Annotated in this window: 12 protein-coding genes and 1 pseudogene; 6 read left to right on the forward strand and 7 right to left on the reverse strand. The window is 39.6% G+C overall.

The annotated features are described in order from the left end of the window. Positions 1–4: 4 nt before the first annotated feature. The 4 genes from cydX to ABMY45_RS04265 are packed head-to-tail and all read left to right on the forward strand — an operon-like array spanning position 5 to position 4,006. The gene (gene cydX / locus ABMY45_RS04250) at positions 5–121 is read left to right on the forward strand and encodes a cytochrome bd-I oxidase subunit CydX (protein ID WP_010603848.1); all 117 of its coding nucleotides are present in this window, start codon (positions 5–7) and stop codon (positions 119–121) included. Continuing rightward, entirely contained in the window at positions 114–1,775 is a 1,662-nt protein-coding gene (locus ABMY45_RS04255; protein ID WP_227388077.1) for an ABC transporter transmembrane domain-containing protein, read from the forward strand. Before cydX ends, ABMY45_RS04255 begins: the two co-directional genes overlap by 8 nt. After that, positions 1,765–3,384: an ATP-binding cassette domain-containing protein gene (locus ABMY45_RS04260; protein WP_227388078.1), complete on the forward strand. Its 1,620-nt coding sequence runs from the start codon at positions 1,765–1,767 to the stop codon at positions 3,382–3,384. The genes ABMY45_RS04255 and ABMY45_RS04260 overlap by 11 nt, the downstream gene beginning before the upstream one ends. After that, a complete protein-coding gene (locus tag ABMY45_RS04265; protein WP_349288456.1) occupies positions 3,377–4,006 on the forward strand; it encodes a hypothetical protein in 630 nt (209 codons plus the stop codon). Before ABMY45_RS04260 ends, ABMY45_RS04265 begins: the two co-directional genes overlap by 8 nt. Positions 4,007–4,422: 416 nt before the next feature. Here the strand turns inward: ABMY45_RS04265 and ABMY45_RS04270 are convergent, their stop codons facing one another. From ABMY45_RS04270 to ABMY45_RS04295, 6 genes and pseudogenes are all read right to left on the reverse strand, one after another. Beyond that, entirely contained in the window at positions 4,423–5,457 is a 1,035-nt protein-coding gene (locus ABMY45_RS04270; RefSeq protein ID WP_349288457.1) for an IS110 family transposase, read from the reverse strand. Beyond that, positions 5,445–5,699, reverse strand: a pseudogene (locus ABMY45_RS04275) (transposase); the annotation flags it as partial. The gene ABMY45_RS04270 and the pseudogene ABMY45_RS04275, both read right to left, overlap by 13 nt. A 140-nt stretch (positions 5,700–5,839) precedes the next feature. Continuing rightward, positions 5,840–6,757 carry a glycosyltransferase gene (locus tag ABMY45_RS04280; protein ID WP_349288458.1) on the reverse strand — a complete coding sequence of 306 codons (918 nt, stop codon included), beginning with the start codon at positions 6,755–6,757 and terminating at the stop codon, positions 5,840–5,842. Positions 6,758–7,014: 257 nt separating this feature from the next. Then, complete coding sequence (locus tag ABMY45_RS04285; protein WP_349288459.1) at positions 7,015–8,589, reverse strand: hypothetical protein; 1,575 nt, start codon at positions 8,587–8,589, stop codon at positions 7,015–7,017. Position 8,590: 1 nt separating this feature from the next. Then, the gene (locus ABMY45_RS04290) at positions 8,591–9,769 is read right to left on the reverse strand and encodes a radical SAM protein (RefSeq protein ID WP_349288460.1); all 1,179 of its coding nucleotides are present in this window, start codon (positions 9,767–9,769) and stop codon (positions 8,591–8,593) included. 69 nt (positions 9,770–9,838) lie between these two features. After that, a complete protein-coding gene (locus tag ABMY45_RS04295) occupies positions 9,839–10,078 on the reverse strand; it encodes a hypothetical protein (RefSeq protein ID WP_010603836.1) in 240 nt (79 codons plus the stop codon). A gap of 399 nt (positions 10,079–10,477) precedes the next feature. Between ABMY45_RS04295 and ABMY45_RS04300 the strand changes: the two genes are divergently transcribed. Further along, entirely contained in the window at positions 10,478–10,762 is a 285-nt protein-coding gene (locus ABMY45_RS04300; RefSeq protein WP_349288461.1) for a LuxR C-terminal-related transcriptional regulator, read from the forward strand. Positions 10,763–10,956: 194 nt separating this feature from the next. On the opposite strand, the gene ABMY45_RS04305 is transcribed toward ABMY45_RS04300, so the two are convergent. Beyond that, the gene (locus tag ABMY45_RS04305) at positions 10,957–11,832 is read right to left on the reverse strand and encodes a trypsin-like serine protease (RefSeq protein ID WP_238536683.1); all 876 of its coding nucleotides are present in this window, start codon (positions 11,830–11,832) and stop codon (positions 10,957–10,959) included. Between the two features lie 393 nt (positions 11,833–12,225). Between ABMY45_RS04305 and ABMY45_RS04310 the strand changes: the two genes are divergently transcribed. Continuing rightward, positions 12,226–12,720, forward strand: a complete 495-nt coding sequence (locus tag ABMY45_RS04310) for a hypothetical protein (RefSeq protein ID WP_349288462.1) — start codon at positions 12,226–12,228, stop codon at positions 12,718–12,720. Positions 12,721–12,877 lie beyond the last annotated feature (157 nt).

The raw sequence follows: 12,877 nt of genomic DNA on the forward strand, positions 1-12,877 counted from the left end.
GCTTATGTGGTATTTCACTTGGATTTTAGGTGTTTTATTAGCATGTTCTTTCGGCATTATTAATGCGATGTGGCTAGAAGCCACCGAAGACATGGACAGAGACGACACAAGCGATGATTAAACACAATCACGCAGCAACTGGTGACATGGAGGTCGCCGCTACCGAGTTGTTACATAGCCAGCAGCAAAAGGTAAAAAATGCGCTGATGGGTGTTTTAGTACTCAAAAGCAGTACCTTTGTATGCCAGCTGGCGGCTTTCGCAGCATTTAGCTTTTTAGTGGCCAGATTGCTCGCAAGTGATGCAAATACTCTGGTAATGAGTCATTTCTTTAGCGCCAAAGCAGGCTATGAGTGGGCGCTTAATTTATTAGCTGGGGCGTTAGTTTCAAGTTTAGTGCTGAACCTTTTTGCTCATAACCGCCTAATGGCATTACAAGCAACCAGCTTAGCCGATTTAGAAGCGCAATTACATGGCGCTTTTAAGCAAGGGCAGCACGCGTTAGTTCGTCAACATAGTCATTTTTACTGGCAGCAACTAAGCACCGAGCACCTTCATGCGATGTTGAAATTTATCAGTGAATTTCAATTGCAAAAATGGCTTGCGGTGGTTACGCCTTTGTTATTGCTTGGCGTGATTGCTTATGTGAACTGGTTTGTATTTATTATTTTATTAGTCTGTTTGCCTGTGGTGCCGCTGTTTATGATCATCATAGGCAAAGGGACAAAGCACTTACATAACACCTATTTTGTGGCATTTGAGCGTTTAGGCAGTATGTTTGCCAATCGCTTGAGCAATATTGAATTGATCAATGTATTTTCTGCCAGAGGCTCTCAAACACAGCGCCTTGAGCAAAGCTCAAACACGCTTAATTCCAGTACTTTGAAAGTGCTTCAAGTGGCTTTTTTAAACCAAACTGTTTTAGATTTTTTTTCGACGCTGTCGATGGCGCTAATTGCCGTTTATGTCGGGTTTAACCTATTAGAAGAGATAAACTTAGGGCCCAAACTGGTGTTTGCAGATGGGTTATTTTTACTCATTGCTGTGCCTATGGTGTTTAGCGAACTTAAACAGTTAGGCAATTTATACCATCAAAAAGCCGCAGCCCAAGTTGCGGCATCAGAGCTGGCTAGTGTGCTTTGTAACAGTCAAAAAAGTTCTGATATATCACTTTCTCCTAGCATTGATTGGCATGACTTTCAGGTCGTTAATACGGCGGTTTTTGCAAAGCATTTATTTGTTGAACGTGGCCAGCATATTTGGTTAAGTGCTCCCTCAGGTGCTGGGAAAACACTGTTATTTGAAGCGCTTAGCAAACAGCGCCAAGCAAGCCACCAAACCACACAAAAAGTGGCGCTGCTGACACAATCTCCCTGTATTTTACGCGGCACTGTGCGCGACAACTTAACGCTCAACAGACCAATCTCTGATAAAGCGCTTTTTACAATGTTAGAAAAAGTTGAGCTAATGGCTTGGTATAAAAATTTAAAACAGGGACTTAATACGCCTATGGACGAGTGTCCGCCACTTTCTGGCGGTGAAAAACAGCGCTTGAGTTTAGCAAGGCTATTATCGTGCGATGCCGACCTTTATTTACTCGACGAACCCACTGCGTTTTTAAGTGACGCGCAACATTTGCGACTCTGTCGTTTAATTGAAACGGTTCTAAAAGATAAAACCGTTATTTGGGCATGTCATAAGCCGCAGTCACAGCGCTGGTTTAGTCATATTTGGCACATCAACGAGTTTGGTGAGGTGCTTTGTCATGCAAACTAATACATTAAAAACCAACTTCTTGGCGCTGCTACTGAGTGTGGCTTATAGCCTAGCGGCAATGGGGTTATTGCTGGTTTCAAGTTGGTTTATTGCCGCGGCAAGTGTGATGGGCAGTAGCTTAAATTACATGTTACCCGCCGTTATTATTCGGGCCTTAGCGCTTATTCGAATTGCATCTGGCTATGCGGCACTATTAGTTGGTCACAGTGGCTTTTTTAAATCGTTACAAGCCAAACGAATGACGCTATTTGCAACAAGTTTGAATAACTTAAGCTTGCTTGAACAGGTTAAAAACAGCGCGCAGGTTGAGGCAATGAGCACCACCACAGAGCAACAAGCTGCGCTTTGGATTGCTTGGGTAAACCAAAATGCTGCGATGTTTATTACCTTACTGTTGTTAAATGTTAGTGTTTACTTGCTTACTCCAAGTCATCTTATTTATGTGCTGTGTGTAACGATTGCTTTTATTATAGTTTATGCGCTGCTCATTGTGTTTGGCTTAAAACAAGCGGTCAAAATTGCCAAACAAAAAGAGCGCTTTGTCACTGTATTTGACGATAAGTTACACAGCTCACCGCTTTGGCATCTTCAAACTGAGCTGTTAGACAACCAATTTGCATCAACCTCTAAGCTGTTAAAAGCGCAACAAACACAGCAAAAGGCGATGTTTTACGGCCAACTCTGTTTACAGCTTTTCGCCATTTTAGCTTTATATCTGCTTTTTAAGCAGTATGCTGGCGCGGCATCGCAAAATGCATTGTTTATTTTAGTGCCCATGTTATTGCTAAGCATTAACGATTGGCTGGGCAAGCTACTGCAATCGCAAACAGGGCTGGTAGATTTTATTCAAGCCAAGCAAGATAATGCTAAAAAAGCTGTCGCAAAGACTGTCGATAAACAGGCACAGAAGCAAGCACAATCATCGTCACCAAAAATTACCCGACATAGCCAAGCAATTCATACGCTGAGCCTCGATAATGTAACCGCTTGCAGCGTGCAACGATTTCCCATTTCAATCGAAATAAATAATGCCGGTTGCTATTTATTTGAGGGCAGCTCTGGGACTGGTAAGTCTTCCCTATTAAAAGCAATTGCGGGACTACAGCCATTTCAAGGCAGCATCTCGTTTAACCAAGGCAACATCGTCCAACAATTAGGCAAACTACACGAGCGCATTGTGTACTGCGGGCAATCATCACCCGTATTAGATGGCACCTTAGCTGAAAACCTTTCTTTAGGTCATGAAATAGAGCAAGACATACAAAAGCAGGTACTCAATGACGTTAATCTGTCTTACCTAGGCGCATTAACGCAATGGCTAGGCTCGGGTGGCAGACAGCTCTCTGGTGGCGAAAGACAGCGGCTTAACCTCGCACGAGCGTTATTATTTAAGCCCGATGTGGTGCTACTGGATGAACCGTTTGAAGCGCTCGATAATTACAATATTTCACTTATGGTTAAGCTTATCAATCAGTTGAGCAAAACCGGTATCGTGGTGATTGCTAGCCATATTGTGCCGGATACACTAACGCTTAATCAGCGTATTGATATTGAGAATATCCCCTTGCTTTCGAAGGAAAATGGCTCGGAGGAAAAGTGCTATGGCTGAGTCATTAGGTGTAATTGAGATAGTTTATGATAACCAGCTAATTGCTTATCTGATTAGAGATACGTTAACGCCTTATTGTGCGGTGATTGCATTGGGTATTTCTGATCAGAAAAAACACGAATATATGGTTGAGCGACTTGAAAACTGCCCGTGCGAAATACAGTGGTGGCTAATCGCCCGTGATGCAAGTTTACAACTAAGTTGGGTTAACAAGTTAGAGCAGCGATTTACAGGGCAATTGATGCTAGCAAAAGCGTGTTTAATAAATACACCAAACAATGCCGCGTTAGATTTAAGTAATAGTGACACGCTTGAGCATAATGAAATACTGCACTTAGGCCATTTGATGCTCACGATTCAATATATCAAAGCAAATAGCCTGAAAGTATCGCTACTTGTTTGTGACAACATGGTGTTTTGTCTGCCATCAAATGCACTACAGCTTTCATCCACTTGCATGGGCAATGTGCTTAAACAAAGCAACATCAAGTGGGATAAATTTAGTGAAATTTACAGCCCTTCCTTCACAGTAAGTCGGCCTTTATCGACTTCAAAACTTACTTTTTGGCAACTCGAAGCACGGCTAAGCCGTAATAACTTAACCGACACTTTAAAAAACTAGCTAGGTAAAGAAAATAAGTGACATATATGGACGCTCAGCTGCAGTCAAGTAATACTCATCCAACAAGGTTGTGTTAACAGCCTTGTTGCTTCTTTTATTTATCTCTCATTTACTATTTGTATGTATTGATAAACAGTCACTTTGAGTCACCCTAAATAAGGTGCTGCTCTGACATATATTCGGGCTTAACTGACTTTCAGCGCCCCTAATGAGTTTCGAACCTAGCCACCCAAAAAGTAGAATACACCCACGCGGCATTGAATGCCTTGCCTATAACGGGTTTAACTAGGTAGGTTTGACCTTTTGTTCATCGTTATGTTTACAGCAATGAGAATATGGCTATCAAGGGCTCATAAACACCCACTCGGGCTCGAGGCCCTTGTCACGACCGGGCTCCTTGATAGCCATAATTTGAGTCATGATTGCGCCTCACTTTGTGTATATTGGGCTTTATAAGGTTCATTTCTTTGTAGCAATATCCACATTAAGCGAGCCAATCGGTGGGCCGTGGCCACCACCGCTTTATTTTTACCGCGACGTTCTACCAATGCGTTGATCCATTTGTTTAAATCATCCTGCTTTTTGTGCGCATGATTGACCACTGTACGGGCACCATGAATGAGTTGTTTTCTTAGATAACGATCACCTCGTTTGGTGATCCCTCCCATCTTATTGGTTTCACCCGAAGCATATTGACGTGGTGTGATCCCAAGCCACACAGCCAACTCCTTTTTATTAGAAAATGCTTGCCCTTTATCTATTGTGGCACTCAATGCCGATGCGTTGATAATCCCAATTCCGGGGATGGATTGGATAATTTGAGCAGCTTGGCTCTGTTCATTAAACTGCTTAAATTGTGCCTCTACATTTTTAATATTGGCGTCTAACTTTTGCATTTCTTCATAAACGTCTCTGAGGAGTAGATTTAAAGCTCCATGTAAATTACGGTTGAGCAGATCAGCAATGGTTGCACGAAAAGACTTTAAGCTCTTCTTGATGACGATGCCAAATTCAAGTAACAAACCACATGTTTGGTTGATGCAGGCGGTTCGATTATGTATGAGCCGTTCCCGATAGCGATGTAGTGCTAGGGTTGCTTGTTGATGCTCTGTTTTTACAGGAACAAAGCGAATGTTAGGTCGAAGGCTCGCTTCATAAATCGCCATACAATCATTTTTATCGTTTTTATTGCCACGGACAAAAGGGGTAACATGTTGCGCAGGGATAAGCTGAACTTGGTGCCCAGCTTGTAAGCAGTACCGCCCCCAATAATGAGACGTTGACCATGATTCCATAACAACATTACAAGCAGGTAATTGGGTCAATGTTTGCAAGAGCTTTGCTCTATCTAACCTTCTGGAAAAACATTTATTACCTTGCTTACCTGAGTTGCAAAGTTCAAGGAATGAACCAAAAGCTAATATAGAAAAGTTAGCGTTTATCTCAACCAACTCATCTGAACAAACCCTACATTGTAACTTCTGTAACCGTAGAGTTTGCGAAAGAGCGTGTAGGCCATTTCTGTCACCAGCTTTCGATCATCTACATTTGTTAGCTTCAACGCCACAATTTCACCTATGTGATTGACGATCAAATGCAGTGTAAATCTAAACGATCAGACCATGGTGCCTTTGCTATCCTGAGCAATGCTTTCAAATACCTTATTTCTCTTGGCGCGAATGACGTGACAGACCCTCGCAATAGGTTTCAACTAACTTATTCACGCTCGTTTCTTTTGGTCGAATGAACTGGTCAGGAAGTGAGCTATTCGTTCCTTTGATTTTTTAAATTCTTATCCGAAGTCAAGATTAAGTTAAATTGGCTAGGCTTAACTTATGACTCTATTGCTGGATAGTACTTATTAAGCCAGTCTAATTCTGCTAACTCTGAGTAATCTTGTTGCAACGTTTGCTCTCTAGTTTGATGTCTAAAGTTTCTTTTTAGACTTATTAAGTAGCTTGAATACATTTTTGCAACGCGTTCCATTGAGTAGTTGTTTTCAGCCCATTCTCTACAATGTTTTGAAGAAATTTTATCTATATTTTTGGTTGCCCAGTAAAACTGCTCTTCGTTACGACACCTAAACCCTGTGAGGCCATGTAAATTATTTTCTGGAATGCCGCCCCAATCACTAGAAATTACAGGTGTACCACTCAACATGGCTTCGATCATAACGCCCCCAAACACTTCAAGAACAATAGTTGGCAGAAAGAGAGCTTTGGCCTTTTTAAGTAAATGCTTTCTTTTATTTAAATCAGCATAACCCACAAACTCAACATGGCTTGGAATTGTTTTATAACTTAGGTGATTGATATCTCCCGGACCTGCGACAATAAGCTTAGCGTTGGCTTTTTTCGTTGCTTCAACAGCTATTACTAAACCTTTATTGGGATCCATCCTACCAAGATATAAAAAATAGTTATCTTTAGCTTCACAGTATTCGAAATCATCACAATCAAAATAGTTTGGTATTACTGCGTCGTAACGTTTGGGATGTGTTATCCCCAATTGACCGTAAACATAGCTCATATGAGCATATGACTCGAATATTTTAAAAGGAGCAAAACATCCCTTGCCATCGTAGCCGATGCCTGGTTCTATGATGAAACATTTTTCCTCGAACATGGATACCGCTTCTTCCATACTATTACCCCAAAAGCATAAAATAGCGTCTCCAGCTTCAACTCTAATTTCTAGTTCTCGTTGAACATTTTGTTTAAATTTATGATGTCCAATGTGCTGTGATTGCAATAACTATCTTGCCAACTTTTACCGCCGTATGCTTTAGTTAAAATGTCGTCGGTCATCACAGTTACATGTTCATGGCAGTCAACCTCTGATCGTTCATGACCATAATGAATGATCTTAAAAAAAGGTTTCATCATTTTGCAGAACTTGACGACTTTTTGCGTGAAGGCGCAAAACAGATAGTCCTGATTTGTTGTTACGGTATGAGGGGGGGCTAGTACATGCAATATCATTTGTGTTCTTCCATTATTTTGTTGTTTTTATTGGATTTGAAAGTTCTTAAAGATAGAAGGTGAAAATTTGCATGGTAAATCTGCAGAAAATTCTTTCCCTTCAACAGTTAGGACACCTCTCGTAGAGCATGACTTATTATAGCTATCTAAAAGCAAATATCCGTCGCTTCGAATATCCAGCGAATTTATCTTTTCGATGTATCCGTTTGCTTTTTCGAAACTCGATGGACAACTGGAATGTTGGTATATTCTTACTCGCTCTTCGCGAGTTTCGAATGAAAAAAAGCCATCACATGCCGACGTCATAAAATGCCTAAAAATTGCTTTTTTTAATATGTGGTTAGGAGTGGATTTATTAATTATTATTTCACCGATTAGCTGCTGATAGCTTTTTATTATCGCTTCTTCGGGTGGGGGAGTTGAGTTGCCAGAAGTGAGCGCACCTAACGCCGTTTTACTTTCAGGAGATATATTACTCACAAAGTGATTGAGACTATTTTCTCGAGTGTTAAGAAGTTTTTGTCGCCAGTAGTGAAAAAATTGTTTTTCCCCAATTAAGTGATGTAAAAATGCGTGTCCGCAGCTATAGCGGCCCGGCCAATACTGCGTTCCCGGTATTACCTTATAGCTATGCTCAAGCGAACAGGTGAGCTTTTGAAGATTATTTTGTGTGTCAAACTGCTCCCTATCGATGAGCTTTAAATTGAGCTTGGCTATATTTGCTGCGAATTCAGCACCACCTTCGCTAAGCCAGTGAGGTTCATGACTGTCATTACTTGTCCAAATATGGAATACTTCGTGAGCGATAAATTGTTCTAGGTGTTGAGCAATAGCAGGGCTAAAGTTGAGGTAACGTTTACCACCAAACCTTAAGACAAAAGTGTTACCATTATGCACCCCGCCATCATAAAAATCAGACTCTGGACTCTCGAAGCTTGCAACAATGGTTAACTTTTTATCATTTGATAGTGCTAATTCTTTACTGTAATAACTGTGAAACTTTTTGAAATTTTCAGTTATCAGATCACTTAGCCATTGTGGTAGATTATCATTGAAGATGAAGTTGAATTTACTTTTCTTACTGACGAGCACTGATTCTTCGTTAAAGTTAAATATTAAAAAGTTATTTTTCTTCTCTACACTTACCAGTTTTTTGTCTTTTTCTGCGAAAAAAGTGATGCAATTTTCTTCTAAACTTTCCCATTCGTCATCTGGCTTTATTTTCATTGCAATTGGAGTGATTGCGGTCATGAATACGCCATGAGAGTCTCCTAAATTCACGTATGGCGCGTATGTTGCGTTAATATACTTATTTAAGGGGGATAGAAGGAATGAGGTAGTTAAGTCTTTCTCATTCATTAGAACTATGTTACTACTATGATGAGCTATATTTTCCCTCTGGTTAATATTTAAAAATGCAGATTCTGTTTCTTTCGATGCGTTGAGTTTCAATGCAGTGTAAGGTTTGCTAGCTCGATATTCGACCTGCAATCCTTTTGGGCTTTGTTTAAGTATTAATTTTACAGGAAAAGTACAGCTCTCTTTTGCGAAACTAGAGAATGAAAGTATCATCGAACTAAAAAATATAAAAATCTTAATCATTTTACTTCCCTTCTATAATTTTAAGGATTTCATCTTTAGGATAGCCATTGGAGACTAAATGCTGAGTAATTTCAAAATATAATGCACTTATTGCCTCGCAAAACACGGATGGGTTATTAAACCCGTTGTTTTTACTGTATCTATTTTCTAAGTCTCCGCCTCTGCAGAGCTTCTCCCATACACAGTCTTTACAGCCTTCAGGTGTTTCTTTGTAAATTTTATCTATCTCTTTAAAAATTTCGTGTTCCAAAAATGATCTTAATGTGGTTTCTTTTACGTTGCTTGTTGGCGCCATTTTTCGCCATTCACTCGTTGGAATGAATGAATCATCAATGGTTATCGTTCCATCTGATTGAATACAAATTATTTGATTGTTTATTATTTCTTTTCGATCATATGGTCTATTGTCTCCTCCTTCCCTCTTTTGAAATATTCTAAATTTGTCTTCAATTTGACGTGTTGAAAAATTATTAGTTTCTCTCCAAAGATTAAAAATATCGATCACTGCTTTTTTATAATCATTGATTGTTGTATTGTTAGGGAATGGGTCGTCATGACTTATATCTGGGAATAAGAAGCTTAAATTTTTTATATTTAAATCTTCAACTAAGTGCTCAGTGATTTTTTTATAGTCAAAGGTGCCATTTAATACGCTAATGACACCAGGCTGAGTAAGTCGTCCTTCGGAGGCCGCCTTGGTTATAAGTTCAGTGCCCGCCTTTATTTTGTCATAAGAGCCTTTACCATTGTGGTCGATTCTGAATTTATCATTGAAGCTCTTTGGGCCATCAATACTTAAGCCTGGACGCACCTGATATTTCTCGAAGAGCGTAATCCACTCTTCAGTAACTAGAGTTACATTAGTTTGTACTGATAACTTCAACTGGGTATGCTCAGACAGCCCTTTACTTAGTTTTTCACATAAATCTGAAAACTTTTTAAGCGGGAGCATCAAAGGCTCCCCACCATGTAAAGCTATCTCGATAACAGAAATCTTTATTTCTTTTAATGAACGAAGGAGGAAGTCAATTAAGTCATCAACGGTTTTGCCTGAAATTAATGCAGGTCTATCTTTGTAAGAATCATCGCCACCAAAAAAATAATAGCAATATGTACATGCTAAATTACATCTTTCAGATACTTTTAATATAACCTGCAATCTATCTATAGACTTTAGCATTATTATCTCTTTCTATTTTTAGGCTAAAAGTAGCCCATGCTTTTGCATTACATGGGCATAGATTTATACTTATGAACAGCGCTGGCTGTAACTTCCAGAACCTTGAGTGTAACCACTCCCATCATTTCTCTGGTCGTAACTTCCTCCATTTTGTCCATAGCCAGGATTTGAGCCACCACACTGGGCGTAGTTTCCACCTGAAATGGAAGGTAATACTTCAGGCTCTAGTAGCTTAGTCACTAGTGGGCTTTCTGTTACCTTTCCCTCGTGTTGTTGTAGTTGGTTGAATAAATTACTTTTTTCTATCATGAGCTTTCCTTGTAAAAGATTGTTATTAATATCTCGAATTACAGAAGTCTATGTCTGGAGGCATTACTTCGTAATTCACTCGTAGTGACGTTGTCATATCAATCAGCTCTTATTGGCCTTAAAAGTTAATAATGTTTACTTTTGTACCTTAATGCTGAACTTTTAATTTATCAGTACGTAAGTTAAATGAAACTATCTAAGTGGGTAGTTTTGAGGCGACCAACTTTTGCCAAATGGTTATAGCTGCTGAGGAGTTGCGAGTGATGCTGTTGCGCCGAAAATTGTTTGATGTATACCGCTTCAGATAACAGTTGCTATCAATGTGAAAGTAAATGAAGGTTGTTTTTATTGAGATGAAAGCATTTGAATGTTAATGTTGAGTTTAAAGGTAATTTTTATGTGATCAAGGAGGTGGGTGTGTCTTGCTGTTTTTCTAAATTATCAAGCCGAGAGCGTGATGTATTACTACTTTTATTATCAGGGAAGTCCTATAAAGACATTGCATTTGAGCTGCATGTTTCATCAAATACCGTGAAGTTTCATTGTGGAAACATTTACGACAAGCTGGGTGTTGCCAATAGAAAAGTGCTGTCGGCTAGGTACTTTAGACATGATGTATTGGAGCAGAATGAGGCTGTAAATGATAAACTACAATACAATGACGCCAAAGAGCCTATCATTTAGCTTGCTATTGTTTATTAAAGCTCAAAGGGAAGCAGAGACAAGCTTAAATTTAACAAAGACTTGTCACTACTTGGCAAACCATTCCTGTAAGCTTTTAGTCGCAGTGGCTGTTTTATCACAACGATCAACATACCTTATTACCTTCGTAAATTTAGCAACCGCCTTATGGTTTGCTTTTAGACGCGCTTTACCTACTACTGGCCTTTATTGATATGCTTATTTATCCAATCTTGGTAATAAGATACACGCGTTAATACTGCGGTTGAACCGTATTTTCCTAAAGTATAATTTTCCAAATCGCCTTCAATTTCTCTCCATGCAGCTAATCCAACCAATACCGGAGTTGAGCCTTGATAAATGATTGCTGCGCCGCCGCTATCTCCTGAGCCTATAGTGCCTTCTAACGGTAGCGCATCGGCTCCTTGTTCGAAGGTAAATCTGAGCCAGTGTGCTTTTGCTTCTGTGATCACGTTGTTGTAAACATGCATTTGATAGTCGTCTTGAGTGAAAGCCCAATCTGAGAAAAATTTGGTGACTTGATACCATGCATAGGTAGTTAGACTTGGTCCTTCAGAGTCGTGCTCTTCACCCGTTATCCCCGTTCCGATAGCGCCGCGACCAAACCCAGTTATTTCCATGCCTAACTCCTCATTTCCCTCATATATAGCGATGGGTTGAATGTGTGTCACAGGCTTACTTAAGCGAATTAACGCAATGTCTTTGGCGTTATTTAGCTGCTCCATAAGCGGTGCCGGGTCGCCTTCACTCCAATCACCTTCTACCTTTTTGTAATCCGGGTGAATAATGATTTGTGCGATTTGATTTTCAACGCCATGTACCATGATAGGTTTGTCTTGGTAGTCATACATAAACGTATAAATGACGTGAGCTGGTGCCAATAACCAATGCTTATCGATTAACACCGAACCGCCTTGAAATGGCATATCAACATAAAACTGCGGAATGCTGTTAACCTTATACAAGTCAGGGTCAACATCATGTCTTTTGACAACCGCATGGTTCTGAAAAGAGGTAAACATGAGCAAAAAAATGGCAAGGTATTTCATCATTATTCCTTATTTATTATTATTTCCAAAGTGGCCAATAAATCATCATACTGAAACTTTCTTTTCAATGCATCAATAAATGTACCTGTTTTATACTACGCTCTCTCCCTCAAAAATATCTGCACGCTCACCAAATTAAAATAAATAAAAACAAATGGTTATTTTCATGCTATGACGCCAAAAATAGTGCAAATTAGTTGGGAAACATGATTGATAAGAAATGTGACTGGTGCAATCAAGTTTGTGAGGTAACAGCATTAAGGTAAAGCTAATTTACTTGCTCTAGGCTAGGCTATTTGCCGTTTATGCAATCAAAAGCGAGTTGCTTGCAAGGAGATGTCTGAAAGCTAAACTGCTTTGCGGCAATCACATAAAATAAATTGAAAGGAACAACGCATGATAAGGATGATATTTGCAACTTTTCTATTGCTTTGGGGCATGCAGGTTAGCGCTCAAGAGCTTATCTTATCGAAGGTCGTCAAGTTAAAGGTTGACTCACCTATCACTATTGCGCATGTGTCTGAAACGTTAGTGTTAGCGTTTAAAGACAGTAAATTACTTCACGAAACTTTAGATCCGCAAAAGTTTGTACCTGCTGTTGATTTATCTGGGCATGAACATCAATTTATACGGAGTTTGTTTGAGGTCGATTCAAGAATGAACTTGCCTGCTTGGCTCCAGGTACTTTCAGAAGAGATCGCAAGCACCTATCAAATACAGAATGTCCAACAAAAATCTATTCAAGAAATTACGATATTTAGTAGTTACAACAAAGAGGAAACACACGGGATAGTGTTTGTTCTTGAAGCGCAAGTAATTCATAAAATAGAGGTTTTTGGACAACAATCACAGTTTCAAAATGTGATAAATAACATAGCGACAAGGTTTTAGGGAGCTAATAATCAAAGTGCTGTGGCGGAGAGCCAATCACTGCTGCTCAGCACGTTAAGTTACACGCTTTCAATTCGCTAAAACTATCTAAGGCTTTGCTGTTGATCCAATTAATCCAGTTAAGCCAATCAAGCTTCAAACCCAACCACACTCTTGA

This window comes from Pseudoalteromonas sp. XMcav11-Q (assembly GCF_040104525.1).
Lineage (GTDB): Bacteria > Pseudomonadota > Gammaproteobacteria > Enterobacterales > Alteromonadaceae > Pseudoalteromonas.